The organism is Acidimicrobiales bacterium, assembly GCA_041394265.1.
Lineage (GTDB): Bacteria > Actinomycetota > Acidimicrobiia > Acidimicrobiales > SZUA-35 > JBBQUN01.
Window position 1 is genome coordinate 2,343,847 of record JAWKIO010000005.1, and the last position, 26,794, is coordinate 2,370,640.

The window sequence follows — 26,794 nt, forward strand, 5'->3', positions numbered from 1 at the left end:
TGTCACCACCGCGGCAGGTAGCGCTCGAGTTCCCATTGGCTGACGTGCGCCTTGTAGCTGCGCCACTCGTCGCGCTTGTTGCGGAGGAACCACTCGAAGATGTGCTCGCCGAGGGCGTTCTGCACGAGTTCGGATCGCTCCATCTCGTCGAGCGCCTCGGCCAGCGACGCCGGCAGCGCAGCGATTCCGAGCTTGCTGGCGCTTCGCTGGTCGAGTTCGAACAGGTTGTCGCTGGCTTCGGCCGGAAGCTCGTAGCCCTCCTGGATGCCCTTGAGGCCGGCGGCGGCGATGACCGAGAACGCGAGGTAGGGGTTGCACGCCGGATCGGGCGAGCGGAACTCGATACGGGTGGAGCTGTGCTTGTCGGGTCGGGTGACCGGCACTCGTACGAGTGCGGAACGGTTGTTGCGGGCCCAGCCGACCCAGACCGGCGCTTCGTAGCCGACCACGAGCCGCTTGTAGGAGTTCACGAGCTGGTTGGTGACCGCCGTGATCTCTCGGGCGTGGTGGAGCAGGCCGGCGGTGAACTGTTGGCCGATCTTGCTGAGGTGGTAGGGCGACTCGCTGTCGTGGAACACGTTGTTGTCGCTTTCGAACAGCGACAAGTGGAGGTGCATGCCTGAGCCCTGCACGCCGGCGACCGGCTTGGGCATGAAGCTGGCGTAGTGCCCCCGCTCGAGCGCAAGCTCTCGAACGACCAGTCGGAAGGTCATGATCTGGTCGGCCATCTCGGAGGCGCCGGTGTAGCGAAGATCGATCTCGTGCTGCGAGGGCGAGTCCTCGTGGAACGAATACTCGACCGGGATGCCCATCTGCTCGAGGACCGAGATGGTCTGGCGGCGGAGGTCGGAGGCGACGTCGCTCGTGGTGAGGTCGAAGTAGCCGCCCGAGTCGAGCGCCGTCGGCGGGCCGGTCGGATCACCGTCGGCGAAGTAGAAGAACTCCATCTCGGGTGCGGCCATCAGTTCGAAACCGGCGTCTCGCACCGTGGCGAGGTTGCGGCGCAACACGTGGCGTGGATCGCCTTCGAACGGCTTGCCGTCGTGGTTGAAGATGTTGCAGAACATCCGGCCGGTCGAGCCGCCGTCGGCCCACGGCAGGAGTTCGAAGGTGCTGGGGTCGGGCTTGGCCAGGACGTCGGACTCCTGCACCCGGCTGAAACCGTCGATGGCCGAGCCGTCGAAGTGCAGGCCCTCCTCGAGCGCGTTCTCGAGTTCGATGGGCGAGATCGCGACCGACTTCAGCTGACCCAGGACGTCGGTGAACCACAGACGGATCAGTTTGACGTTGCGTTCCTCGACGGCCCGTAGGACGTACTCATGCTGTCGTTCCACAGTGAAAGAGATAGCAGCCGGATCCGACAGAGTCACCCTTGTCTCGCTGGTTCACAGTGCGTTCACAATCCAAACATTGGCGATTCAGTTGGTCTGGCCTTTACTGGGTGGCGACTCCGGTCAACCAAGACAACTCGAGAAGTTGGAGACACCAACGTGGCATACAGGGCTGAATACATCTGGATCGACGGCAGCGAGCCGTACGCAGAGGTCCGCAGCAAGACCAAGATCCTCGCCGATGGCGACGAGCCGGGCATCTGGGGCTTCGATGGCTCCAGCACCAATCAGGCAACCGGTGACAACTCCGACGTGGTGCTGAGCCCCGTCTTCCAGTGCCCTGATCCCATCCGCGGTGGCGACGACATCCTCGTCCTCTGCGAGACCCTCCTCACCGCCGACCTGTCGCCGCACCCCACCAACACCCGTGCCGGCGCCGTTGCGGCCATGGAGAAGTACGGCGACCAGGAACCGTGGTTCGGTCTCGAGCAGGAGTACACCCTTCTCGACGGCTACACCGGCTGGCCGGCCGGTTTCCCTCCCACGGGCTTCCCGGCGCCGCAGGGCCCCTACTACTGCGGTGTGGGCTTCGTGAAGATCCACGGTCGCGACCTCGTCGAGGAGCACACCACGGCGTGCATCGCCGCCGGTCTCGCCATCTCGGGCACCAACGCCGAGGTCATGCCCGGCCAGTGGGAGTTCCAGATCGGCCCGGCCGACACCGTTGCCGTGGGTGACCACATGTGGATGGCCCGCTACCTGTTGTTCCGCATCGCCGAGAAGCACGGCATGGAAGTCAGCATCGATGCCAAGCCGATGAAGGGCGACTGGAACGGCGCCGGCATGCACACCAACTTCTCGACCAACAAGATGCGCGAGAACTACGACGCCATCATCACTGCCTGCGAGGCGCTCGGCGCCCCCGGCAAGCCCGAGGAGCACATTGCCGGCTACGGCCCCGGTATCGAAGATCGTCTCACCGGGGCTCATGAGACCCAGCGCTACGACACCTTCAGCTACGGCGTGTCCGATCGTGGTGCCTCGATCCGTATCCCGTGGCAGGTTGCTCGCGACCAGAAGGGCTACATCGAGGACCGTCGCCCGAACGCCAATGCCGACCCCTACGTGTTGGCCACGCTGATGACCAACACCGTGTGCGCAGCACTCGCAGAGTGATGGTGTGACAGCACTCGCAGAGTGATGGTGTGACAGCACTCGCAGAGTGATGGTGTGACAGCACTCGCAGAGTGATGGTGTGACAGCACTCGCAGAGTGATGGTGTGACAGCACTCGCAGAGTGATCGTCAGCTCGCCCGCGTGATCGCCGGGGCCTTCGGGTCCCGGCGATCGCCGTTTTCAGATCGCCGTCTTCAGGCCAGGAGCGGTGGTTCGGTACGGATCACGCCGTGCTGGGCGTCGACGATGACGGGAGCGTCGAAGTACTCGATGCTCGGCGGTGCTCCGTACTTGGCGGTCACGCCGGCCAGCCAGTCGGCATTGAACTTGGCCTCGGCACTCGCCCGGTCGGCCCACCAGTAGGCGCCGCCGGCCGTTTCGCCGTTCTCGCCGCGCAGGTAGGCCTTGAACAGCAGACCGGGTACGTCGAGGTAGGACGCAGCGTTGCTACCGAACTGGTCGCGAGCGTCGTCGAGGCTGACGGGCTCGGTGAGTTGGAAGCGGACCACGGTGACGATCATGGCCATCGTTCTAGCACTCGTGGCTCACGCATCGGTTCCGTCGGGCGGTCGGGACGACTCGGCGCTCCGCACGGTGCTCACCGAGCCCTGGTCGGCTCATCACAGACCACTAACACTCGGGGTCGAAGCTTTGTGCATCGACATCCACTCAGTGACGAAAGGTCTGACATGAGCACGAGCTCTTCTCCCTCCACCCCGATCTCCCGAAGCGGCCGACGCATGGCGTTCGCCGGTTCCCTCCTCGCCGGCGGCATCGCCATCGGCGCCGTGTTCTCGCCGATCGGAATGGCCGGTGCCCAGGACGACTCGACCCCCACGTCCACCGTCGAGGCGACGAGCGAGCGTCCCCCTCGACCAGGCGGCGACCACGCTCGTCGTCCCGGTCTGGCCGGCGGACCCGAGTTCCTGGCCGAACTTCTCGACATGACGCCCGCCGAGCTGCGAGAGGCCCGCGACGCCGGTCAGACGCTGGCCGAAACGGCAGCGGCGCAGGGTGTGAGCGAGGCCGAGCTGGTGGCGGCGCTCGTCGATGAGGCGACCTCCCGCCTCGACGCAGCGGTCGCCGAGGGCCGACTCGATGCCGATCGGGCCGCCGACATGAGCGATGGTCTCGAGGAGCGCATCGCCGAGATGGTGCAGCGCACACCCGAGGAACGCCCGACGCCGGGCGAGGGCCGCCGGCTCGATGCGCATCCTCGGATGGAGCAGCGCCTGCTCGGTGCGCCGGTGTTCGATGAGCTCGGGCTCGACCCCGATGCCCTGCACGACGCGATCGACGGCGGCAGCACCCTCGCCGAGGCCGCGGCTGCCCAGGGTGTCGGCGCCGACGAGTTGGCCGCAGCGTTGACGGCGGCAGCGGAGGAGCGTTTGGCCGATGCTGTCGCCGACGGCAAGATCGACGCCGAGAAAGCGGCCGAGATCCAGGCTCGGATCGCCGAGCGGGTACAGGCCCACCTCGACGGCCCGCCTCCCGGCGACTGAGGAGGTGCGCGGATAGGGCGACGAAGGAGCCCTTGACGTGGACCGACCCAGAAACCCAGTCTGGTTGTTTCGCCGACGAAGGAGGCGAATCGCAGTGCGACGTCTCGCCCATCCGAGCTGCCTCTGAGGGTCTTCGCCCTGGCTGCGGTCGGTGTGGCTGCCGCCTCCTACACTTCGGCCCATGCGTAGGTTGCGGGTTGCGGTGTGCCAGATCAATGCGGTGATGGGAGACATCGACGGCAACGTCGCTCGCATCATCGACTGTCTCGATGACGCTGAGCAGGCCGGCGCCGATGTTGCCGTCTTCCCCGAACTGTCGGTGTGCGGCTACCCGCCCGAGGACCTGGTCCTCAAGCCCGGATTCGTGGCGGCCTGTGAGGCCGCCGTGGCCCGGGTGGCGGCCCGCACCGGCTCATGCGCCGCGTTGATCGGCACGGTCGAGGGCGGTCGCGACATCTTCAACACGGCCGTGCTGTGCGCTGATGGCCGGAAGGTGTTGAGCTATCACAAGCGACTCCTGCCGAACTACAGCGTCTTCGACGAGCGTCGCTACTTCACCCCCGGCACCGACCCGTATCAGCTGGTCGAGATCAAGGGGGTGAAGGTCGGCATCGCCATCTGTGAGGACATCTGGAGCCCCACCGGCCCGATGCACGAGCAGGCCGCCGGCGGAGCCGAAGTCATGCTCGTTCCCAACGGCAGCCCGTATCACGCCGGCAAGGCACTCGAACGAGACGTGCTGATGAGCAGCCGGGCGGCCGACAGCTCGTGCGCCCTGGTGTATGTCAATCAGGTCGGCGGGCAGGACGAGCTCGTCTTCGACGGCGGCTCGGTGGTGTTCGACCACGAGGGCCATCTCATCGCTCGGGGCGCCCAATTCGACGAGCAGGTGCTGGTCTGCGACATCGAGGTCATCCCGACCTATCGCAAGCGGCGGCTCGATCCTCGAGGCCAGGAGCTGCCAGTGCCGGCGCTCCCCGTCGTCGAGCTCTCGAAGCACGAGCCCCTCGACGGCCCACCGCTGTTACCGCCGATGATCGATCTGCTCGATGACAACACCGAGGTGTGGCAGGCGCTCGTGCTCGGCACTCGCGACTACGTGGTGAAGAACGGCTTCACCGAGGTCGGGGTCGCCCTGTCCGGCGGCATCGATTCGTCGATGGTCGTCGCCATCGCAGTGGAAGCGGTCGGTGCCGATCGGGTCCACGCCGTCCTCATGCCGTCACGGTTCTCGAGCGATCACTCGGTGTCGGACTCCGTCGCGATGTGCGAGGCACTCGGGGTCGACTACCGCACGATCGCCATCGAGCCGGCGCATGCCGCGCTGCTCGAGATGTTGGCGCCATCCTTCGGGGATCGTCCGCTGGACACCACCGAGGAAAACTTGCAGTCCCGTATTCGCGGCGTGCTGATGATGGGGTTGTCGAACAAGCTCGGCTGGCTGATCCTCACCACGGGCAACAAGAGCGAGGTCGGGGTCGGGTATTCCACGCTCTATGGCGACACCGCCGGTGGCTTCGCCGTGATCAAGGACGTGTTCAAGACTCGGCTCTACGAGCTGGCGCGTTGGCGCAACGAGTCCGCCGGTCGGGAGATCATCCCGAACAACGTGATCGAGAAGCCTCCGTCGGCCGAGCTGCGACCCGACCAACGCGACGATCAGAGCCTGCCGCCCTACGACGTACTCGACGCCATTCTCGCCGGCTACGTCGAAGACGATCTGACGGCGAAGGAGCTGATCGAGCGTGGTCACGATGCTGCGATCGTGAACCGGATCACGCGCCTGGTCGACATCGCGGAGTACAAGCGGCGGCAGAGCCCCCCGGGGATCCGGATCTCACCGAAGGCGTTCGGCCGTGATCGGCGGGTGCCGATCACGAATCGCTACCGGGGGTAGCGAGAGCGCCTCACGCTTGCGTGAGTAGCGAGCACCTCACGCCTGCGTGAGTAGGGAGCACTGCCCGCGCGCTTCCGGTGTTGTCCATCGCCGAGTACGGTGGTCAGAACGATGCCACGTACGAAGTTCTCATCGGTCCGCCGCGCTGCGATGGTGGTGATGGCCCTTGCCTTGGCGTCGATCTCGGCGCCGTCGCAGGCCCAGACCTCGGGCGAGCTCGAGTCGATCCGCGAGCAACGTCGTCAAGCCCAGGCCGAGAAGGCAGCGCAGGCGCAGCAGGTGAACGCCGTCGAGGCCGAGGTCGACGAACTCACTGCCGCGTTGGCGGCAGTGCAGGCCAACGTGACGGCGCAGGAGAACCGGGTCGCCGATGCCGAGCGGAGCCTGGCCGACGCAGAGGCGCGCCTCGCCGAGTCCGAGCAGGCCGTGATCGACAAGGAACAAGAGATCGCCCGGCTGCGGGAGCAACTGGCAGGGCGGGCAATCAACTCGTTCATGTCGCAAGGCGACACCGACTCCACCCTGCTCGACTCCGACGACATCAGCCAGGCCGTCCGAATGCAGACCCTGGTGCACGACGTCACCCAGGGCGAGGTCGATGTCGAGGAGCAGTTGCGGGCGGCCGAGGAAGACCTGGTGGTCGAACGGGCGCTTGCCGCCGACGCCACCGCCGAGGCCGAGGCTCTGCGCAACCAGATGGCCGAAGAGCTCGGCGTGCTCGCCGAGGCGCGTGACGCCCAGGCGGCATTGACAGCCGAAGCCGAGGACCGACTCGATCACGAGCTGTCCGAGCTGGCATCGATCCAGCAGCTCGACTCCCAGTTGGCGGCCAAGGAGCAGGCCGAGGTCGACCGCCTCGCGGCCGAACTGGCGAAGAAGCGGGCGGCCGAGGCCGCAGCGGCTGCTCCCCGTGCTCCCTCGGGGGGTGGCGGTGGCGGTGGTGGAACCGTCGGATCGGGTGACATCGTGAGCGTTTGGGGCATCCAGGTGCACCGATCGATCGCGGGCAATGTCGAGTCCATGCTGTCGGCCGCGTCGGCCGCAGGGATCGAACTGAGCGGTGGTGGCTACCGAGATCCCTCGGGGCAGATCGCGGTGCGCCGCAACAACTGTGGAACCTCGAACTACGCGATCTATGAGATGCCGTCCAGCAGCTGTCGCCCACCGACGGCTCGGCCCGGCACCTCGATGCACGAGCAGGGCCGTGCGATCGACTTCACCTACGGCGGGCGCATCATCAGCAGCCGCTCCAGTCCTGCGTATCAGTGGTTGGCGGCGAACGCCGCGAGCTATGGCTTCTACAACCTTCCCTCCGAGCCGTGGCACTGGAGTACGAACGGTCGCTGATCCGGTGCGTGCCTCGAGATCGGCGAGCGCCGTTGGTTCGGCTACGTTCGGCGGGTCCAGATCGAAAGGTGAGCAATGGCAGAGTCTTCGACGTCACGTCCGGCGCGTGCGCCCTGGGACCGCAACGAGATGCCCGGGCGGTTCTCGGTCGAAGAGACCGCTCGTCGCGTCGGGAACTACAAGTGGGTCGAGATGCGTATCTTCGAGCTGCTCGGCGGCTGGGTGGGTTCGGTCCCCGAGCCCGATCTGAAGCTGCGGCTCGGGACCCATTGCTACCACCACGCCTTTCATGCCGAGTTGTGGCACAAGCGGTTGCCCCAGTTGCGCGAGATGGATCCGACTCGCCTGACACTGCCGGCCAATCCTGCGATCGAGGCCTTCATGGATGCGCTCGGCGACAATGAGCGAGCCAGTGACACGCTCACGAAGTTGGTCGGGATGTATCGGGTCCTGTTGCCACACCTGATCGCGGCGTACACGTTCCACCGCAACAACACCGCGAGTATCACCGACGCCCCGACGATCCGAGCGCTCGACTTTGCGCTGGCCGACGACCTCGAGGAGTGGCGCGACGGCGAGATGATGATCCAGTCGCTGATCCACGGCCCCGGCGACGTCGACCGGGCCCTGGAGCGTCAGGCCGAGCTCGAGAAAATGATGCTGGCAGCCGGCGGGGTCACCGGCGCTGGGTCGGTGAGCTCGTTCGGCCCCTGACCCGGGCGCCGGACGCCGGTGACCAGCGAACTCCTTCCTGAAGGGTGCTGGTGTTCGGTGGTGGCCGCGCACTGGTTCGACAACGAGGTTGGTTGAGTCGAACCTCCCGGATGTGGGTTCACCCAGTGGGAAATCGGCATTCATCTGCCAAGCTGGCGAGAGCGCGAACGTGACCGACGTCTCGTCTGTGGCCCGAGAGTACGAGCTGCTCGTTGCTCAAGTGCACTCCTCGAGACGCCGAATCAACAAGCCAGATCAACAATGCGCATCACCGATCGGCGCCACTTCGGCTTCGATACGATGCGATACCACAACTGTTGCCGGTAGTCGATACCCTCTGATATGGCGGGTTTTGCACTCGGCGCCGGCAGAGACGAGAGGTTGGGATCCTTGGCCAAGGAGCGAGTAGAACGAGACGAGGAAGATCTCGTCCGTCTGTACCTCACCGATATCGGGCAGTATCCGCTGCTCACCAAGGAAGACGAAGTTCGTCTTGCCCAGGCCATCGAGGCGGGCAAAGAGGCTGCCGAAGCGCTCGAGGCCGACCCGGCCGTCGCTCCCACTCGCAAACGTGAGCTCAACCGCGCCATTCGCAAGGGACGCGAGGCCGAACGCACCTTCGTGCAGTCGAACCTTCGCCTCGTCGTCTCGATCGCCAAGAAGTACCAGGCCTCCGGACTCCCGCTGCTCGACCTGATCCAAGAGGGCAACCTGGGCCTGATGCACGCCGTCGAGAAGTTCGACTGGCGCAAGGGCTTCAAGTTCTCGACCTACGCCACCTGGTGGATCCGCCAAGCCATCACCCGAGGTATCGCGAACACTGGTCGCACCATCCGTCTGCCCGTGCACGCCGGCGACACCCTCGCCCGTCTCCAGAAGGCACGCGCCCGCCTCGAGCTGAAGTACGGCCGGCCGGCCACGCTCACCGAACTCGCAGCCGAAGTCGAGATGAGCGAAGAGAAGGTCACCGAGGCACTGCGGTTCGCTGCCGAGCCCCTGTCGCTCTCCGAGCCCTTGCGGGAAGACGGCGACGCCGAACTCGGCGACGTGGTGGAAGATCGCTCCGCCGACTCACCCTTCGAGGTGGCGGCCACCGCACTGTTGCCTGAAGAGATCTCCCGGCTCCTCGCACCGCTCGACGAGCGCGAACGCGAGATCCTCAAGCTTCGCTTCGGACTCGACCGAGGTGAGCCCCGCACCCTCGAAGAGGTGGGGGAGTACTTCAACCTCACTCGTGAGCGGATTCGCCAGATCGAGGCCCGGGCCATGTCGAAGCTCCGGCATCCGAGTTCCGATACCGGGGCCCGCGACCTCCTCGCGGTCTGACCCCCCTGGTCGACCGAACGATCAGACGTCCAGATCGGCGATCATCGACGCCACTGCGTCGATGATCCGCTGGGCATCATGATCGAGCGTTGCGACGTGGAAGCTGTCGTCGAGCCACAGACGTTCGGGATCTGACCCGATCTGCTCGGCGATGAAGTCGCTCGTGTCCGGCGAGACCACGTGGTCGTTCCGACTGGTGATGAGCAGCGTCGGCATGGCGATCTTCGAGAACTCGCCGGACATGTCGAGGATTCCCTGCTGCAGACTGAGCAGCGGTGCCAGGGGCGTCTGGTCGTAGGCGACCTCGACCACACCGTCCTTCGCGATGTCGCCACCGATGGCGTCGATCACGGTGGCGCCGGAATCGATGAAGGCCTGCAGGCCCTCCATGAGGTCGGGATCAGCCTTGCCGGCGGCGTTGATGGGGATGATCGCTGCGATCTCCGGGTGCTGGGTGGCCAGCCAGAGCGTGAGCGCCCCTCCCATCGACAATCCGGTGACCACCACCCGCTCGGTGCGAGCAGCCAGATCTCGGTAGGCGGCATCGACCGCGGCGGTCCAGTCGGACCAACCAGTGGCGAGCATGTCGTCGACGGTCGTGCCGTGCCCGGGGAGCAGCGGGAGCTCCACGGAGTGCCCGGCGGCCGCCATCGCCGACGCGATCGGGCGCATCGACTGCGGGGATCCGGTGAAGCCGTGGATGGCGAGGACTCCGGTAGGGCCTCCGTTGACGCTCATCGGTTCGGCGCCGGGCATGATGTCGGTCATCGCCCCACTCTACGCAGCCGTCGCCGTCATCTCGCCCGTCGAGGAGCGGCGGCGCCGTTGTCACCAGGGCCGACGGTCGTCGGTGGTTCATCAAGCAGCGCTTCGCCGACTAGGTTCTTGGCACGACACGGTCTCATAGCGGAGACGACACGACCGAAAGCTGAGACCGGGCCCACCGGCCTTGCCTCACCCAGGAGACTGCATGCGTAGCAAGCGAGGAACGCGACGTCGATGCTCAGCCGCGTTGGTTGCCATCGGAATCGTCGCGGCCGGTTGCACGAGCGGTAGCGACGAAGCCCTCGATGGCACCACCACCTCGACCCCGACGTCGGCGTCCACCACCGACGATGCGGCCACGGCCGACGGCCTCACCCAGACCTTCGTCGCTTGGTACAACACCATCACCAGCGGCGACGCCCCTGCACCCACGTGCGGTGAAGCGCCGGTGTGGGTGGCTGCCGAATCGCTGAAGCCGTCGTCGTCTGGCCCGTTGTTGGTGTGCGCAGACCGAACGGCCAACGATGAGCTCGTGCTGCGGATCGTGAACAATGCGAGTGGTCCGCTCAGCATCGACTATCCGGACGCGTCGGCCGGGTGGGTCGTCGGCAGCGATGATCCCGACGGTGTCGTGCCGCTCCGTGGCGCCACCGGTGCGCTGGTGCGTCCGGGCGCCTCGGCGACGCTGACCGCAGCGGCCGGCGAGTGGGACGAACAAGATCTGTCGCTCGAGTTCGGCGAACGCTGGGCGATCATCGAAGCAACGAACGAGCTGATGGGTGTACTCGGGCTCGACAGTACCTTCGACTGGGCGTCCGACCTCGCCGATGGATGTGAGGTCGACGCCGTCGCCGACGCCGACCTCGGAGCACCGCTCGAGGCTGGGCTACACGACTACTTCGAGTGCGTGTTCGACGCCCTGGGCGACGCGGCAACCGCAGCCGATCGTGCCTCGCTGGCCGACGTCGTCCCGATGGTCGCCGAGTTGGTCGAGCGGGCTCGGAATGTCGCCAGCCAACAACGCGCAGGCGTGGTGCCCGCTGCACTCCTGATCGTGTCCGAACTGCCCGAACCGGCGGGTCCGAGCATCGAATCGACCACCTCCACCACCGCTGCGCCGACCACGACGAGGCCGCCGACCACCCGTGCGACCACGACCACCGTGCCGAGCACGGCAGCTCCCACCACACCGGCACCGACGACCGCGCCGTCCACCACCACGACGACCGGGCCGAAGAAGGTGACCACTACCGAGGAAGACCCCGATCTCACGGTCCCGTTGCCTCCGGCCCCCGTGCTCGTGGCGCTGGAGGCGGTCGAGGGCGGTGTCGACACCTACACCGCATGGCCGGCGATCGACCCGAAGCTCGGCCGGATCCCCGGTGGTCAGATCGTGGTCATCGAGTGCAAGGTCTTCACCGACTCGCCGACGCCCGGAGGCAACGGCTGGTGGTATCGCATCGGGAGCGGCGCGGCGGCGGGCGGCTGGGCGCCGGCCACCGGTTTCAAGAATCTCGTTGCCGGCGTGGCCCCCGGGTCCACCTCCCCCTCCAACGTGAGCGACGCTCTCTCGGCCTGCTGATGCGCCGGGGCGTCGTGCCCCGAATCGCTCGAGATCCCATGGGCCCCGGCGGCGGTGCCCTCCCTGGCTAGCTCAGCCCGAGCGGTGGCGCTGCGCGGTAGTGGTAGGCATGCGCCGTGGCGAAGCCGAACCGCTCGTACAGCTGCTTGGCGCCCGTGTTCGACGGCGCAACCTGCAGCCACGCAACGTCGAGATCACGCGCCACGGCCTCGCCCAGCAGTGCGGCGAGGATCGACGACGCGAGTCCCTGGCGTCGATCGGCGGGGGCCGTCGACATGGCGAACACCCCGAGGGCGGCGCCATCGAGGACACCGACGCCGCTGCAACGCAGCCTCGAGCCGTCCCAACATCCGGCGACGATTTTGGTGAGCGGTGACAGGGCCAGCTCGGCCAGTCGATCGGCGTCGTCTTCGACAGCAAGGCGTCGTTCGAGACCGTCATCGAGCTCGATCCGGTGGCCGCTGGCGGGCGCAGTCGGAGCGTCGTGCAGCGTGCGCGCCATGACCTCTGCTCCCTCGATCGTCGTGTAGCCCCGACGATCGAGTTCGGTCGTGATGGCGAAGTCGGCACCCTCCCAGAGCTGGAACACGGTGGGAAGGTCACGGCCTCGATACCACGAGTCGACCGCATCGACGGTCGCCGAAATCGAATCACCGATCGGGCCGAGCGGCGTGCAGCAGTTCGCCCGACTCGTGACGCCGTCGGCGGCGCGGCACACCCAGCCGTCGACCCATGTCCGTTCTCGCCCCGGCATCGAACGATCGCTCAGGTGTTCCAGCTGTGAGGTGCTGAGGTCCGGTACCGGCATCCACGGAGTATGGACGACGCTTGGCTTGCTGACCTTGTGTTTCCGCCTGCGTCGTCGGATGTGTCGATCGTCCCGGTAGTGTTCGTGGCGATCGAGTTCCGCTTCCCGACACGGTGTCCCCGCCGTGGCGTTGATGGCGGAGGTGGACGGGAATCGAACCCGCCTACGATGGATCACATCGCACACCCGCTTTGAAGGCGGGGGAGCCCACCAGGTACTCGGACACCTCCGCTCCGCACCCTACCGGAGCAACGTCCGTCGGCGACGATCTCGCCCGCATGCTCGTAGCGGCTCACCGTCCCCGGTTGACGTCGTCCGACCCGTGTGAGGTCGTCATGCTGTGTTTCTCTTCCGCCAAGGGTGGAGCCGGCTGCTCGGTGACCGCCGCTGCCGTCGCCCTTCTGCTGTCCGAGCACGAACCGGTGCTGCTCGTCGACCTCGCCGGCGACATGGGCGAAGTGCTCGGCTCGTCCGGTGGTGCGCCGCGTGAGCACGCCCTCGACCAGTGGGGGCGTTCGGTCGACCCGGCCCCTGATGCGCTCCGCTCGTTCGAGACCCGAGTCACCGAGCAGCTCACCGTGCTCGGGTCGGGGTCCGGTCCGGCCGATCTGCCACATGAGCGATTGGGCTTGCTGGCAACGCTGCTGCGATCGGACCACCGCCGAGTGGTCGTCGATGTCGGCCATCACCAGCGCCTGTTGCCGATCGTCGAGCAAGCCACGAGGTCGGTATTGGTGACGCGGCAGTGCTACGTGGCGTTGAGCAAGGCTCGGCACCGACCAGCACCCGACGACGTGGTCGTGATCGCCGAGCCGCATCGAGCCCTCACAACGGCCGATGTCGAGTCGGTGCTCGGTGCCCCCGTGGTTGCCACGATCCCGTACGAGCCGCAGATCTTCCGCGCCGTCGACGCCGGACTGCTGGTGCGTAGGATGCCGGGCACCCTCCGCCGGCTCGCCGTCTTCTGATGCATCCCGACGACGTGATCGCCATCGAAGGGCACCTGATCGAACTGTTGACGGACTCACCGTCGGCTCAGTCCGGCGACCTCGTCGACGCCATCCGCCGCGAGTGGCCGACCGCCGACCTCGCGTTGCTGACCGACACGGTCGAGCGAGCCATGGCCCGCGCTCGTGGCTTCGGTTCGCTCGAGCAACTCCTTGCTGCCCCCGATGTCGCCGAGGTCATGGTGAACGGACCCGGCCCGGTCTGGGTCGAACGTCGCGGGCAACTGGAAGCCACCGATCTGCGCCTCAGCGAGGCAGAGATCTGGCTCGTGATCTCCCGGATCCTCGACCCACTGGGCTTGCGGGTCGACCGACTGCATCCGATGGCCGATGCTCGCCTCGCCGATGGGAGTCGGGTCAATGTGGTGGTGCCTCCGTTGGCGGTCGATGGTCCCACGATCACGATCAGGCGATTCGCCGCCACCGCCATCGGCCTCGACGCCTTTGGTCCCGAGGCTGTCGTGCAGCCATTGCGCTCGGCCGTCGAACAACGCAAGACCATCGTGATCAGTGGCGGCACCGGCGCCGGCAAGACGACGTTGCTCAATGCCCTGGCGCAATCGATCGGCTCGGATGAGCGCATCATCACGATCGAGGACACTGCCGAGCTCCAGCTCGGTCGCCGTCATCTGGTCCGACTCGAAGCCCGCACCGCAAATGCCGAAGGCGTGGGCGAGGTGACGATCCGCGACCTCGTCAAGAATGCACTGCGGATGCGGCCCGATCGCCTCATCCTCGGAGAGACGCGATCGCTCGAATGCCTCGATCTGTTGATGGCCCTCACCACGGGCCACCGCGGCTCGTTCACGACGGTCCACGCCAATGGCCCAGCGGGTGCGCTACGGCGGCTGTTGCTCCTGGCCTCACTCGCCGACGCGAGCGTGTCGGACGCTGCCATCTCCGAGATCCTGGCGGAGACGATCGACTACGTCGTCCACATCGAGCGTTTCGGCGCCCGCCGGGGCATCGCGGAGGTCGCCCGGATCGTGCCTGCCTCACCACTCGAGCCGACGACCGTGTGGAGGGCGACCCGATGATGCGGTACCGCTCGATCGTGCGGGCACGATTGTCGACCGACCGGGCGCCGGCCGGGCGAGCGCGCCACCAGAGCCATCGGGTCGACGCCTGGACCGCGGCGAGTATCTCGAGCGTGGTGGCAGGTATGGGTCTCGGGAGTCCGCTCCTCGTCGTCGTTCTCCCGCCGGCGTTGTTCGCCATGAGGCAGGCGCGAACCCAGCGGGCGATGCGTCGGAACCAGCGGCTCCTCGATCGGTCGGTGATCGAGGTGATCGATCGCCTCGCTCAGCAGCTTCGCAGCGGCCGATCGCTTGCCGCAGCGGTCTCGTCGCTGCTCGCCGATATCGACCACGGGGCCGACGCCGGGCACGGTCTCGGCGCCCGGCTCGATGCCTGCCGGCGGGCCCACGCTGCCGGCGCGAATCTCGGAGCAGCGCTTCGGCGTGCCGACGTGGTTGGCCTCCCTTCGCTCGCGCTGTTGGCGACCTCGCTGCGACTGATGCTGGCCAACGGCGGTCCCGTTGCCCTCTCGCTCGATCGAGTCGGCGAAACGTTGCGGGCAGGGGTTGCGGCTCGTGACGACGCGGCAGCCCACGCTGGTCAGGCGACGGCATCAGCCGATCTTCTGACGCTGCTGCCGGTCGTGTTCGCCGCCGTCGTCGCTGCCATCGAACCCGCCGCCGCCCAGCTCTATCTGCGCAGCTGGACCGGCGCTGGATGCCTTGCCGTGGCCGGACTCCTGAGCGCCGCCAGCTGGTGGTGGATCGACCGAGCGGTGCAGCGATGAGCCGGCATCCCCGGCCGCTGGCCGTTGCCGGTCTCGCCTTCGTTGCCGGCGTCGTGTGGTGGCCACTGGTCCCGATTGCCGTCGCTGCAGTGGGCATCGTGTGGCGAGGACGACCCACGATGACCGAACGTGGACGCCGCCGCCGGGTCGCTCACGCCCTCCCCGACGTCGTCGACCTCATCTCGATAGCCATCTCGTCCGGCGACACGCCGCTCGGATCGATCCGCCTCATCGCGGCCGAGGGGCCTGCACCGGTCCGTGCCGGCTTCACGGCTGCTGTCGACCACCTGGCCGCAGGCGGCACCTTCTCCGACGCCATGCAGCGGTCGATGACCGCGCTGGGAGCCGAGTACCGACCGCTCCTCGTTGCCTTGGCCCAAGCCGACCGAGAAGGCGCACCGCTCGCGTCGCTCCTCCTCCGCCTCTCCGATGAGGCAGTCGCCGCCCGGCGTCATCGCAACGAGCTGGCAGCTCGCCAGCTCCCGGTCCAGTTGCTGCTGCCGCTCGTGTTGTGTTCGTTGCCCGCCGTCGTGGTCGGTGCGGTCGTGCCGCTCCTGGTGGTGTCGCTCCAGCGTCTGTGACCGCGCCACCCCCGTTCGTCTCGCAGGTTGCCCTGCCGCTCCAACCAAACAACGAGAGGTGTTCTCATGTTCATGTTCCACGCGCTGTCCACGCCATCGTCGGCCACCCGGCGATCCCGGCAGCTCGGGCAGGCCACCGCGGAGTACGCGCTGGTCATCCTGGGCGCTGCTGCCGTTGCCGGCCTCGCGCTGGCCTGGGCCGTCGGCACGGGCAAGATCGGGCGCCTGCTCGATGCCGTGCTCAACTCGGTGATCGGTCAGGTGGGCTGATGGCAACGGGGAAGGGCCAACGGGGGCAGGCCGTCGTCGAGTTCGCGTTGGTCCTTCCCCTCGTCGTCCTGTTCGCACTGGTCGTCCTGCAGGCGGCACTCGTCGGCAAGGACGCGCTGCTCGTGCACCATGCGGCCCGCGAAGCAGCGCGCGCTGCTGCGGTCGAGCCTGACCCTGCGGTCGCCCGCCGTGCGGCGTTGGCCGCTGGAGGACTTGATGCCGGGCGCCTGTCGAGTCGCCTCACCGGAGGTAACGGCCGAGGCGATCGCACGACGGCCACGGTGACCTACCGCTCACCGACCAACGTGCCGCTCGTCGGCCGGTTCGTCGGCGACATCGAACTCCACGCTGCGGTGACCATGCGCGTCGAGTGATCGAGCGAGGCAGCTCGACGTGCCGACTCCGCGCCATTGTGCTGGGATGCCACGGTGATCGCCGTACCGAAGGCCGTGCAGGCCAAGGCCGAGCTTGTCGGTGCATCCGACTGGCTCGACGGACTCGCCGATCTGGTGCACGACGTCGAGCGCAGCTGGTCGATTACCACCGGGAAGGTCTACCAGGACGCATCCGAGGCCCTCGTGCTCGAGGCGACGACCGAGAGCGGTCGATCGGCGGTCTTGAAGCTGATCGTGCCCCGCGGTGACGACGCCGCCCGCAACGAGATCGCCGTGCTCGTCCACGCCGACGGCAACGGCTGCGCGGCGCTGCTCCAGCACGACCTCGAGCGAGGGGCCCTGCTCCTCGAACGTCTCGGGCCGACGTTGCACGAGTTCGGTCTGCCGATCGCCGAGCGCCATGCGATCATGAGCGACGCCGGGATGCGACTGTGGCGACCGGTGCCCGATCTCGGACTCCCCACTGGCGCTGAGAAGGCAGCATGGCTCGCCGAGTTCATCACCTCGACGTGGGAATCGCTCGACTGTCCGTGCACCACGGCGGCGATCGACGCGGCGCTCGCCGCCCTCGAGCGTCGCATTGCCGCGCATGATGATGAGCGATCGGTCCTGGTGCATGGCGACATCCATCAGTGGAACGCGCTGCTCGGATCGGACGGTGGGTTCAAGCTGGTCGATCCCGATGGACTATCGGCCGAGCCGGCGTATGACCTCGGGGTCTTGCTGCGGGAGGACCCGGTCGAGCTGCTCCAGGGCGATCCGCTCGATCGGGCTCGATGGCTCGCGGCTCGCACCGGCGTCGATGGCGGCGCGATCTGGGATTGGGGGTTGGCCGAACGAGTGTCGACCGGGCTGCTACTGCGCAGTATCGACGAGGAACCGATCGGGTCGCAGATGCTGCTCGCTGCGGACGCGGTTGCGGCCCTTCGGTTCTCTGAGTGATGGCGTCAGGGCCGAGGCTGGTTGTCGACGTTCGCCTCGTAGTCGATCGCCCAGAGCTGCCGACTGGTCTGGGCGACCAGCACCGCGAAGGCGGCCAGGTTCAACGCAACGACCGCTGGCACACCCCAGCTGAAGATCGCGGTGCCGGCGAACACCACGAAGGTGTCGAGCACGATGTAGCCGATCCTGATCTCGGTGGGTCCGATGCCGTAGTACGCGATCTGGAATTGATTCGTCGCCGCAAAAGACAGGAACGATACGGCCATCGTTGCGGTGGTCACCAGCAGCAGCACGAGGAACAAGAACTCGAGCCACCACGCGTCGACGAGGAACGAGTAGGCGATCACGATGCTGCCGGCGAAGATCAGGTCGAGGATGTGATCGGCGAAGAAGCCCCACTTCACCAGTCCCTGCTTGCGGTACTTGCCGAGACTGCCGTCGAGAGAATCGGTCAGCCACTGGAGGAACACCATCACCGACACGCCGTGGAGCCAGGCCAGGTCGCGGCGGGCAAGGTAGCCGAACACCACCGTTGCGACCGACCACAGTGCGGTGAGTGCCGTGAGGTGGTGGCTGAGGATCGGTGACGGGACCTTCGGGATCGCCCAGTCGATGAATCGCCGCTCGGCGGGGCCGAGAATCGACTGGCCCTTCTTCTTGTCACCGGCAAAGGCCGGGGATGTCGTCGTCGCTGGTTCGGGGGTCACGTCGGTTGCCGCCTCCATGGAGGTCCATCGGCCGATCCACGCCGGACATGACCTCGTCGCTTCGGTTCAGAATGGCTCGTCGAATCCGATGGTCGTGTGGAGCAAGGCAAGCGCAGCGTGTTTGTCGAGCAACTCGTTGCCGTTGCCGCACTTGGGGGACTGCACACAGGACGGGCAACCGGCGTCGCAAGGGCACTGGTCGAGGACGTCGATCGTGGCGGCGAGGTGTCGATCGGAGGCGTCGAACGCCAGCTCGGCGACGCCGGCACCGCCGGCGAACCCGTCGTAGATGAAGACCGTCGGCAGCCCGCTGTGCCCGGCCGCCGCGATCGACACGCCGCCGACGTCCCAGCGGTCGCAGATCGCGAACAGCGGCAGGATCCCGATGGCGGTGTGTTCTGCGGCATGGAGTGCGCCCGGCAGGAGACGTTCGGGGATGCCGGCCAGCTTGGCCACCTTTGGCGTCCACTCGTACCAAACGGCCGTGGTCAGCAGCTCCTGCGGCGGCAGGTCGAGATCGTGCTTCTCGATCGCCGACGCAGTGCCCTGCTCGAAGAGGTGATAGCCGGTCACCTGGGTGGTGACTTTCACGTTGCCGAGGTGGAGCTGTGAGCGCCCGACGGCTTTGCTCTGGCGGACCGCCGTGACGTCGATGTCGATCGACGTGCGGGTCTGGGTGTAGTGGCGCCCGTCGTCGGGGGAGACGATTGCTCGGCGAGCGACGAGATCGAGCGCCTCGACCCGGAAGGCCTGACCCCGGTGGAGATAGACGGCGCCGGGGTGCACTCGTGTGCTCGCCCGGTCGAGTTCGACGGTGCCGATCAGGGTGTCGTCACGGTCGACGATGGCGACCTCGCCGCTCGATCCCGAACGGAGACCGACTCGATGGAACGGCATCCCACGTCCGCCCCAGACGGCACGCGGAATCCGCTGCCGGCCCGGTCGAATACTGAGGTCGTCGGCCTGCACGAGTCGGCGGACCGCGTCGTCGAGGTCGGGCCACCACTGGTCATCGCGCCAGGTGAGCGGGAACTCGTAGGCGGCGCACGCCAGGTGGGGATCGGCGATGATCGTGTTGGCGGCGTTGATCACGGCCGGTTCCGGCGCTCGCTCGAAGAGATCCTTCGGGTGATGGACGAACCACTGGTCGAGCTGATCGTCGCCGGCGATGACCACCGCGACCGATTCCTGTTGCGAGCGACCGGCCCGCCCGATCTGTTGCCAGAGCGAGGCGATGGTGCCCGGGAACCCGCACAGCACGGTGGCGTCGAGACCACCGATGTCGACCCCGAGCTCGAGCGCGCTGGTGGTGACGATGGTTCGGACCTTGCCGCTGGCGACGTCGTCTTCGATCTCGCGACGCTCCGACGCCAGATACCCGGACCGGTAGGCCCGCACGGTGTCGGCGAGCGGTGCTGGCAACGCCCGAGTGACCCCAGCGGCGACTCGCTCGGTCATCGCCCGACTCGGGCAGAAGCACATGGTGCGTTGCCCGTTCATGGTCAGTTCGCTCAGAACGCTGATCGCCTCGGTGGCGGGCGACTGCCGGATGCCCTTGTCGGCGTCGATGGTCGCCGGTTGGACGAGCGCAACATGGCGGGTACCGGCGGGGGAGGCGTCGTCGGTCACCGCGGTGACGGGATGGCCGCAGAGTTGCGATGCCAGGGTGTCGGGTTCGCCGATGGTGGCCGAGCAGAAGACGAAGGTCGGCGATGACCCGTGGAGTTCGCACACTCGCCGTAGGCGACGCAACAGATGCGCGACGTTGCTGCCGAACACGCCCCGCAACACGTGCAGTTCGTCGATCACCACGTAGTCGAGGCGCCGGAAGAAGGCCGCCCACTTCTGGTGGTGTGGCAGGAGGGCGTGGTGCAGCATTTCCGGGTTGGTCAGCACCACGTTGGCGTGGTCGCGCGCCCAGGTGCGCTCGGCGCGAGTGGCGTCGCCGTCGTAGGCCATGGCCGCCAGTCCCGGCACCTCGAGGTCGCCGAACGCTCGGAGCTGGTCTTGGGCCAGGGCCTTGGTGGGATACAGCAGGAGCGAGGTGCCGGCCCGAAGGCCGGTGACGACCGACTCGGCGATCGGGATCTGATAGCAGCGCGACTTGCCCGATGCCGTCGGCGTGGCGATGACGACCGACTGCCGGTCGCGGAGGAGGTCGATCGCTTGCACCTGGTGCCGCCACAGGCCACCGACCGGTTCCAAATGGGCGATGGCGCCGGGGAGCGGCCGAGCCAGTGCGGCCACGGTTGGCAACCGCTCCGGCAGGGTCTCGACGTGGACCAGGCGGCCGGTGGCATCGAGCGCGTCGAGCAACGCTGCAGCAGTGGCTGCCCCGGTGTCGATCGCGGTCAACGCAGCGGCTCCGTCATCGTCAACCGAGCGTAGTGCCGGGCGATGACAGGCGGCCGACGCGCCACGCCGCCCGGGGGAGCAGCGCAGGTCAGTCGGGGCCGAGCCAGCTGGCCATCGGCTCGGGTGCCACATTGCGGATGCGGTGACCGGGACCAATGTCGAGTGCGCCGACGAGTTCGTCGACACCTCGATACCACAGCACATCGTTGCTGAGCGGGCTCGGCTCGATCTGCATGAAGGTGGCGGCAGCGACGGCGAGCCCCATCGCGTCGTCGGCGACGTGGTCGGGATGCTCGATGGGCTGGACGAACAACGACCGACTGGTCGGAGCCGCTACGAGGGCGCCGTGGGGACCGATGACGCCGGGGAGGAACCGGTCGAGGTCGCGGGCTGCACCGGTGGTGTAGAGGTCGCCGTCGAGCATGATGAAGTTCGCCGTGGGGGTGTTCGCCACGGCCACATGGAACGAGGCGCGAACCCGGGTGTTCTTGATCGCCGCCCGCCACGCCTGCTCGAGTGGTTTGCCCCACTCGTCGGTGACGTCGGCGGGAACCGGGACACAGCCAAGGTCGGAATCTGCAGCGATGATGAAGCTGAGGTGGTCACTCACCGGTCGACGGATCAGCTCGCGGTCGCCCATGACCTCGGGCGTGGTGGTGGGGAACAGGCGGACCCGCAGGCGGCTCCGGATCTGGGTCCACGAGCGGAGCTCGCGATCGAGGGCCTGCGGATCGAAGGCCTCGTAGTCCGAGAGCATCAGGAACAGATACTGGCGCCAGTAGGGCTCGTCGAAGCCCACGAGCTCGTGGGCCGTGTTGGCGAAGTCGATCGTGCGCCGGTCGGCCAACGTGAGCCGTCCGTCGTCGAGATCGAACGATGCGGTGTCGCCCCACCGCTGCTCGATGACGTCGGCAACAACACTGACGAAGTGGCGTGCCGTGGCTGGGTCGCGAAACGCCCCGGCCCAGGCAGGAATGGATCCGGACGATCGGGTCGGGAAATGGGAGTCGGTGGAGCTCATCGATGTGTCCTTCGAGAAGGGACCGCGGCCATCGCCGGACGGTCGGTCGGCCCGCACTGGCGGTACCGGGGTGCGAAGGGGCTCGAGAGCTCCGAGACGCCTCACCGTAGCCACGCCCTCGGACAGCCACAAGGGGGTGGGTTCCCCGTCGGTGACATGGACAGGTTCCCCGCCGGGGACAACGGGCAGGCTGCGGTGTCTCGTCGTCGCGTACGGCCTGGCACCATCGGGCGATGGCCGACTCCGAACGATTGCCGACCGTCTGGATCCTGGGCGATCAGCTCGACCCGTCGGTCGGCCCGCTCGGCGACTTCGCGCCCGGGGCATGTCGGGTGCTGCTGATCGAGAGCCGGTCGAAGATCGAGTCCAAGCGATGGCATCGCCAGCGTCTTCATGTCGTGTTGTCGGGGATGGCGCATCTCGCCGCCGAGCTCACCGATGCCGGCTACGAGGTCGACCATCGACAGGCCGCCGACATGACCACGGGGTTCCGCGAACATGTCGATGAGTTCGCCCCGTCGCGGGTGATGGCCATGGAGCCGATGAGCTGGGTTGCCCGCCCGCTCCTTGCGCGACTTGGCGTCGAGCTCGTTCCGAATGCTCAGTTCGCGTGCCACGAGGACGACTTCGCCGGGTGGCTCGAGGAGCGCGGCATCGATCGTGACAGCCCGTCGACGGCACTCAAGCAGGAGGACTTCTACCGCTTCCAGCGTCGCCGGCTCGATCTGTTGATGGACGGCGACCACCCCGAGGGTGGCTCATGGAACTATGACCACGACAACCGCGAACCGCCGCCGACCGACGGTCGAGCCTGGCCGGCGCTGACCCGGTTCGAACTCGATGCGATCGATCTCGACGTCCTGGAACGCTTCCCCGACAACGTCTGGGGCGCCGCACCCGACGGCACCTGGCCGGTGACCAGGGCCCAGGCCCGGCAGCGGCTCACCGAGTTCATCGACATCGGCCTCCCGGTGTTCGGTCCGCACGAGGATGCGATGTTGACGGCCGAGTGGAAGCTCGCTCACTCGGCGCTGTCGTCGTCGCTCAATCTCGGGCTCCTCCACCCGATCGAGGTGGTCGAGGCGGCCGAGGCCGCGTACCGATCCGGTCGGGTCCCCATCGCATCGGCCGAGGGTTTCATCCGCCAGGTCATCGGCTGGCGGGAGTATGTGTGGGGTCTGTTCTGGGCTTGGATGCCCGAGTACGGCGGCTCGAATGCCTTGTCCGCCGACCGCCCCGTCCCACCAGCGTTCACCGGTGAGGCGACCACTGAGATGGCGTGTGTCGCCGCCACGATCGAGCACCTGCACGACCATGGCTACACCCACCACATCGAGCGACTGATGGTGCTCGGCAATCTCGCCCTCACCCACGGCGTCGACCCCCAGGCGATGATGGAATGGATGTGGGCCTCGTTCGTCGACGGTGCCGAGTGGGTGATGGTGCCGAACGTGATCGGCATGGCGTTGCACGCCGACGGAGGGCGCATGGCAACCAAGCCCTACGCGTCGGGTGGTGCGTATCTGCATCGAATGAGCGACTTCTGTCGGGGGTGCCGGTTCGACCCGAAGCAGCGGGTCGGGCCGAAAGCCTGCCCGTACACCACCTTGTACTGGGATTTCTTGGCCAGGAACGAGGACACGTTGGGGGCCAATCACCGTCTGGCCCGCCAATTCGCCGGCATGCGACGACTCGCCGATCTCGAGCAGGTTCGGGAGCACGCCGTCGAGATCCGGCAACAACTCGACGCCGGAACGCTCTGACCTGCCCCAAGCAGGCCGTGGTGGGGCATTCGACCGGGCCCGATCGGTCGGTTTTGGTGGAGATGACCCACAAAAGGGAGGCGTCAGATGGTCGATACTGAGGGCATCCAGATCGGATGCCGTTCGGAGACCCTGTGAGTTCGCTCCCCACGCCAGACATCGGCCGAGACGCAGCAGCGCGTTTCGTTGGCGACCACCTCCGCCACCTCATCTGCGACGAGCCGTCGGGGTCGCTGCGGTTTCGAGGTGGCCAGGCCGCAGCCGACGAGGCCCTGCGCTCGTTCGACGTCAGCGGCTACGACCGCCGCCGAAATGAGGTCTACCCGACACCCCGGCGCGGCGCGTCGGCGCTCTCGCCGTACATCCGCCATGGTTTGCTGACCCTCGACCGCGTCTGGCAACACGTCGACGGCGGGCCCGTGAGCGATGTCGCCAAGTTCCGCAGCGAGTTGCTGTGGCAGGAGTACGCCCGTCACTGGTACGCCCGGTTGGGTCGCTCCACGCGCCAAGGGGTACGCGCCGATCAGCCGGTGGTCGATGCGTCGTGGAACGCCGCAGAGCTCTACGACCGCGACATGGCGTGCATGGACCTGACCCTGGGCGAGTTGGAGGAAGACGGTTGGCTGGTCAACCAGTCTCGGATGTGGCTCGCCAGTCACTGGAGCGTGCGTTCCGCAGCGCCGTGGAACGAGGGTGAGGACTTCTTCTTCCGTCACCTGATCGATGGTTCACGAGCCGCCAATCGCCTCGGGTGGCAGTGGACCGCCGGTCTGGCGTCGGCGAAGTCGTATTCCTTCAGCCGATGGCAGGTCGAAGAACGTGCGGCGGGGCTGTGCGCGTCGTGTGAGAAGGTCCACGACTGTCCGGTGGAGACCTGGCCCGAACCGGTCGCCCCGGTGCCTCACGACGAGCCGGTCACGCTCCGAAAAGGCAACGACGCCGCGATCGCCGGCCCGGCGACCCCGATCATCTCGACCGCGCCCGACACGGTGTGGCTCACGGCGGAATCGTTGGGCACCGCCGACCCGGCGCTCGTCGCACATCCTGATCTACCCGTCGTGTTCGTGTTCGACGAGCCGCTGCTTGCGTCGCTCTCGCTGTCGGGGAAGCGGCTGGTCTTCCTCACCGAGACACTGGCCGAACTTGCGACGAGCCGCGATCTCGAGCTGCGTCTCGGCCGACCGGCCGACGAACTTCGTGGCCGCAAGGTCGCCGTCACACACGCGCCGGTCCCGGGCTTCGTACGACGGTCTGGCGACATCGGTCCCGTCGCCGTCCATCCTTATCCGTGGTATGTCCGCCCGAACGGGGGAACCGTCCGATCGTTCAGCGCCTGGTTGCGCGCCATCGACCTCCCATAAGGTTGCAGCGGTGACCGCCGACGACGCACCGACGAACGAGGTCGATGCCATCGGAGTCCCGTTCTCGTCGAGTCCGCTCGGTGGGCTACCGTCTCCGGTGATGGCCCCGCAGCTCTCCGGCCATGACGAAACGACCGAACACGTCGATGTCATCGAGATCGACATTCCTTCACGGTTCGACCTCGTCACGGTCGTTCGAATGATCATCGCTTCGTGCTCCACCGCCGCCGACGCGCTCGTCGGTGATCGGCTCGACGACCTCCGCTGGGTCACATCGGAGGCAACCACCAACGCGATCCAGGCCAACCAACTCGTGCCTCCGTTCGGGCGCGTGCGGGTGCGGGCCGCTGTCGGCCGGGGTTGGGTCAAGCTGAGCGTCATCGACCAGGGCCCCGGTATGCCCGAGGAACGGCTGGTCCCCGACATCGAACAGCCCGAGCGACTCGACATCGAAGGGGGCTTCGGCATCCCGCTCATGCGCACCCTCAGCTCGGCCGAAGTGGTGTTCGATTCGACACCTGGTGGCACCACGGTGCACCTCGAACTCTGGCAGGGCACGCAGGACCCAACCGTCGATTCCGCAAGAGACTGACGCCACACTCGGGGCACTACGATCATCAGCTGATCTCCCAGTCTCGAGTCGAGGATCATGTCTGAATCTCCCCTTGCCATTCGCAAAGAGGCGTGGAGCGGTGGCGACACCCGTCTCGCCAAAGCGGTCGCCCGACCGCTGGTCCGATTCCTCGAGCAGGAGACGGCGTCGGGTGTGTTGCTCCTCGCAGCAACGGCGGCCGCGCTGATCTGGGCCAACGTCGCACCCGACAACTACCACTCGTTCTGGGAGAGCGGACTCGACGTCGTCTTCCGCACCACGCACTTGTTCGAGCACGACGGGCACGCCCTCCCACTCCATCTGTGGGTGAACGACGTGTTGATGGTGCTGTTCTTCTTCGTTGCCGGACTCGAGATCAAGTCCGAGCTGGTGGTCGGCGACCTGTCCGACCCCAAGGTCGCAGCCTTGCCGGCCATCGCCGCCCTCGGCGGCATGCTGCTCCCGGCACTGATCTTCTATGGGGTGAACATTGGCGGGTCCGGCGCTCACGGATGGGGCGTCCCGATGGCGACCGACATCGCCTTTGCCGTCGGTGTGCTGGCCTTGCTCGGCCCGCGGGTTCCGTTCCGGCTCAAGCTGTTCCTTCTCACGCTTGCCATCGCCGATGACATCGGTGCGATCCTGGTGATTGCCATCTTCTATTCGTCGGGACTGTCCTTCCAGTGGCTCGCCGCTGCGGTCGCCGGGCTCGTGGTGGTGGCGCTGCTCAAGAAGTTCCGCGTCTGGTACATCCCCGTCTACATCGTGGTCGGCGTGTTCGTCTGGTACTGCACCTTCCGGTCCGGCATCCACGCCACCATCGCCGGCGTCGCCCTCGGACTCATGGCGCCGGCCCGCCCGTTGCTCGGCCCGCGTGCGTTCGAGAACATCGAAGACATCGTCACCGGCGAGCGGGCGACGCCGGCCGCCGTGCGCGATGTCAATTGGAAGATGAAGGAGACGGTGCCGATCACCTCGCGACTCATCACCCTCCTGTCGCCGTTCACCGGCTTCATCATCGTTCCGCTGTTCGCCGTGGCCAACGCCGGTGTGCTGCTCAGTGGGGATGTGTTGAGCAACGCCATCTCGAACCGGGTCATGTGGGGTGTGATCCTCGGACTCGTGGTCGGCAAGCCGCTCGGCATCACGCTGTTCACCATGGCTGCGGTTCGGCTCGGTATCGCCGACATGCCGCGTGGCGTCTCACTGATCCACGTCCTCGCCGCAGGAGCAGTGGCCGGCATCGGCTTCACCGTCGCCCTCTTCATCGGCGGGCTGGCGTTCGAGATCCCCGACAATCAAGACGCAGCGACGATCGGCATTCTTGCCGCGTCGTTCCTCGCCACCTTGCTCGGCGCGTTCCTCATCCGTTTGGCACCGGCCCCGACATCCGCCGACAACGTGGTCGAATCAGATCACCACGCTCACGCGTAGCCCCAGGTCACAGCAACACGAGTGGAGGCGAGGCCGTGCTGTGGAGTGCGGCGTCCGGTTGGCCTGACCGCTGGGTTTTTGGGGTGTGTTCGCAAAACGGCTGTCGGTGTTCGT

General features: G+C 67.0%; 25 protein-coding genes and 1 tRNA gene. 18 read left to right on the forward strand and 8 right to left on the reverse strand.

What is annotated here, in order from left to right; all coding sequences use genetic code 11:
* Nucleotides 1-2 precede the first annotated feature (2 nt).
* The gene (locus R2733_11525; GenBank protein MEZ5377128.1) at nt 3-1,334 is read right to left on the reverse strand and encodes a glutamine synthetase family protein; all 1,332 of its coding nucleotides are present in this window, start codon (nt 1,332-1,334) and stop codon (nt 3-5) included.
* A gap of 156 nt (nt 1,335-1,490) precedes the next feature.
* On the opposite strand from R2733_11525, the gene glnII reads away from it, so the two are divergent.
* Complete coding sequence (gene glnII / locus R2733_11530; GenBank protein ID MEZ5377129.1) at nt 1,491-2,507, forward strand: glutamine synthetase GlnII; 1,017 nt, start codon at nt 1,491-1,493, stop codon at nt 2,505-2,507.
* Between the two features lie 194 nt (nt 2,508-2,701).
* Here the strand turns inward: glnII and R2733_11535 are convergent, their stop codons facing one another.
* Complete coding sequence (locus tag R2733_11535) at nt 2,702-3,028, reverse strand: YdhR family protein (GenBank protein ID MEZ5377130.1); 327 nt, start codon at nt 3,026-3,028, stop codon at nt 2,702-2,704.
* Nucleotides 3,029-3,196: 168 nt separating this feature from the next.
* On the opposite strand from R2733_11535, the gene R2733_11540 reads away from it, so the two are divergent.
* The 5 genes from R2733_11540 (at nt 3,197) to R2733_11560 (ending at nt 9,293) form a co-directional block, all read left to right on the forward strand.
* Nucleotides 3,197-4,009 (forward strand): hypothetical protein, encoded by an 813-nt coding sequence (locus R2733_11540; GenBank protein MEZ5377131.1) that lies wholly within the window; start codon nt 3,197-3,199, stop codon nt 4,007-4,009.
* A gap of 181 nt (nt 4,010-4,190) precedes the next feature.
* On the forward strand, nt 4,191-5,906 hold the full coding sequence (locus R2733_11545) for an NAD+ synthase (protein MEZ5377132.1): 1,716 nt from the start codon (nt 4,191-4,193) through the stop codon (nt 5,904-5,906).
* A 111-nt stretch (nt 5,907-6,017) separates the two neighbouring features.
* Complete coding sequence (locus tag R2733_11550) at nt 6,018-7,253, forward strand: D-alanyl-D-alanine carboxypeptidase family protein (GenBank protein MEZ5377133.1); 1,236 nt, start codon at nt 6,018-6,020, stop codon at nt 7,251-7,253.
* A 75-nt stretch (nt 7,254-7,328) separates the two neighbouring features.
* On the forward strand, nt 7,329-7,967 hold the full coding sequence (locus R2733_11555) for a hypothetical protein (GenBank protein ID MEZ5377134.1): 639 nt from the start codon (nt 7,329-7,331) through the stop codon (nt 7,965-7,967).
* A 390-nt stretch (nt 7,968-8,357) separates the two neighbouring features.
* Nucleotides 8,358-9,293: a sigma-70 family RNA polymerase sigma factor gene (locus tag R2733_11560; GenBank protein MEZ5377135.1), complete on the forward strand. Its 936-nt coding sequence runs from the start codon at nt 8,358-8,360 to the stop codon at nt 9,291-9,293.
* Nucleotides 9,294-9,314: 21 nt separating this feature from the next.
* Here R2733_11560 and R2733_11565 read toward each other — a convergent pair whose 3' ends face one another.
* Nucleotides 9,315-10,061 carry an alpha/beta fold hydrolase gene (locus tag R2733_11565; protein ID MEZ5377136.1) on the reverse strand — a complete coding sequence of 249 codons (747 nt, stop codon included), beginning with the start codon at nt 10,059-10,061 and terminating at the stop codon, nt 9,315-9,317.
* A 244-nt stretch (nt 10,062-10,305) separates the two neighbouring features.
* On the opposite strand from R2733_11565, the gene R2733_11570 reads away from it, so the two are divergent.
* On the forward strand, nt 10,306-11,640 hold the full coding sequence (locus R2733_11570; GenBank protein ID MEZ5377137.1) for a hypothetical protein: 1,335 nt from the start codon (nt 10,306-10,308) through the stop codon (nt 11,638-11,640).
* Between the two features lie 67 nt (nt 11,641-11,707).
* On the opposite strand, the gene R2733_11575 is transcribed toward R2733_11570, so the two are convergent.
* Nucleotides 11,708-12,448 carry a GNAT family N-acetyltransferase gene (locus tag R2733_11575; protein ID MEZ5377138.1) on the reverse strand — a complete coding sequence of 247 codons (741 nt, stop codon included), beginning with the start codon at nt 12,446-12,448 and terminating at the stop codon, nt 11,708-11,710.
* Between the two features lie 134 nt (nt 12,449-12,582).
* A tRNA-Sec gene (locus tag R2733_11580) sits at nt 12,583-12,678 on the reverse strand.
* Nucleotides 12,679-12,753: 75 nt separating this feature from the next.
* Here R2733_11580 and R2733_11585 point away from each other — a divergent pair.
* The 7 genes from R2733_11585 (at nt 12,754) to R2733_11615 (ending at nt 17,447) form a co-directional block, all read left to right on the forward strand.
* A complete protein-coding gene (locus R2733_11585; GenBank protein MEZ5377139.1) occupies nt 12,754-13,416 on the forward strand; it encodes a hypothetical protein in 663 nt (220 codons plus the stop codon).
* Complete coding sequence (locus tag R2733_11590) at nt 13,416-14,492, forward strand: ATPase, T2SS/T4P/T4SS family (protein ID MEZ5377140.1); 1,077 nt, start codon at nt 13,416-13,418, stop codon at nt 14,490-14,492. The genes R2733_11585 and R2733_11590 overlap by 1 nt, the downstream gene beginning before the upstream one ends.
* On the forward strand, nt 14,489-15,259 hold the full coding sequence (locus R2733_11595; GenBank protein ID MEZ5377141.1) for a type II secretion system F family protein: 771 nt from the start codon (nt 14,489-14,491) through the stop codon (nt 15,257-15,259). The genes R2733_11590 and R2733_11595 overlap by 4 nt, the downstream gene beginning before the upstream one ends.
* Nucleotides 15,256-15,840, forward strand: coding sequence for a type II secretion system F family protein (locus tag R2733_11600; GenBank protein MEZ5377142.1), 585 nt, complete (start codon nt 15,256-15,258; stop codon nt 15,838-15,840). The genes R2733_11595 and R2733_11600 overlap by 4 nt, the downstream gene beginning before the upstream one ends.
* A 66-nt stretch (nt 15,841-15,906) precedes the next feature.
* Nucleotides 15,907-16,110 carry a DUF4244 domain-containing protein gene (locus R2733_11605; GenBank protein MEZ5377143.1) on the forward strand — a complete coding sequence of 68 codons (204 nt, stop codon included), beginning with the start codon at nt 15,907-15,909 and terminating at the stop codon, nt 16,108-16,110.
* Entirely contained in the window at nt 16,110-16,484 is a 375-nt protein-coding gene (locus R2733_11610; GenBank protein ID MEZ5377144.1) for a TadE/TadG family type IV pilus assembly protein, read from the forward strand. Before R2733_11605 ends, R2733_11610 begins: the two co-directional genes overlap by 1 nt.
* Nucleotides 16,485-16,538: 54 nt before the next feature.
* Entirely contained in the window at nt 16,539-17,447 is a 909-nt protein-coding gene (locus tag R2733_11615; protein ID MEZ5377145.1) for an aminoglycoside phosphotransferase family protein, read from the forward strand.
* 5 nt (nt 17,448-17,452) lie between these two features.
* Here the strand turns inward: R2733_11615 and R2733_11620 are convergent, their stop codons facing one another.
* The 3 genes from R2733_11620 to R2733_11630 form a co-directional block, all read right to left on the reverse strand.
* Nucleotides 17,453-18,154 (reverse strand): CDP-alcohol phosphatidyltransferase family protein, encoded by a 702-nt coding sequence (locus R2733_11620; protein MEZ5377146.1) that lies wholly within the window; start codon nt 18,152-18,154, stop codon nt 17,453-17,455.
* 66 nt (nt 18,155-18,220) lie between these two features.
* A complete protein-coding gene (locus R2733_11625) occupies nt 18,221-20,509 on the reverse strand; it encodes a DEAD/DEAH box helicase (protein ID MEZ5377147.1) in 2,289 nt (762 codons plus the stop codon).
* Between the two features lie 88 nt (nt 20,510-20,597).
* Entirely contained in the window at nt 20,598-21,530 is a 933-nt protein-coding gene (locus tag R2733_11630; protein MEZ5377148.1) for a hypothetical protein, read from the reverse strand.
* Between the two features lie 233 nt (nt 21,531-21,763).
* On the opposite strand from R2733_11630, the gene R2733_11635 reads away from it, so the two are divergent.
* From R2733_11635 to nhaA, 4 genes are all read left to right on the forward strand, one after another.
* Nucleotides 21,764-23,293: a cryptochrome/photolyase family protein gene (locus tag R2733_11635; protein ID MEZ5377149.1), complete on the forward strand. Its 1,530-nt coding sequence runs from the start codon at nt 21,764-21,766 to the stop codon at nt 23,291-23,293.
* Nucleotides 23,294-23,427: 134 nt separating this feature from the next.
* Nucleotides 23,428-24,654: an FAD-binding domain-containing protein gene (locus tag R2733_11640; protein ID MEZ5377150.1), complete on the forward strand. Its 1,227-nt coding sequence runs from the start codon at nt 23,428-23,430 to the stop codon at nt 24,652-24,654.
* A 10-nt stretch (nt 24,655-24,664) separates the two neighbouring features.
* Nucleotides 24,665-25,246, forward strand: a complete 582-nt coding sequence (locus tag R2733_11645) for an ATP-binding protein (protein ID MEZ5377151.1) — start codon at nt 24,665-24,667, stop codon at nt 25,244-25,246.
* A gap of 57 nt (nt 25,247-25,303) precedes the next feature.
* Entirely contained in the window at nt 25,304-26,680 is a 1,377-nt protein-coding gene (gene nhaA, locus R2733_11650; protein MEZ5377152.1) for a Na+/H+ antiporter NhaA, read from the forward strand.
* Nucleotides 26,681-26,794: the final 114 nt, after the last annotated feature.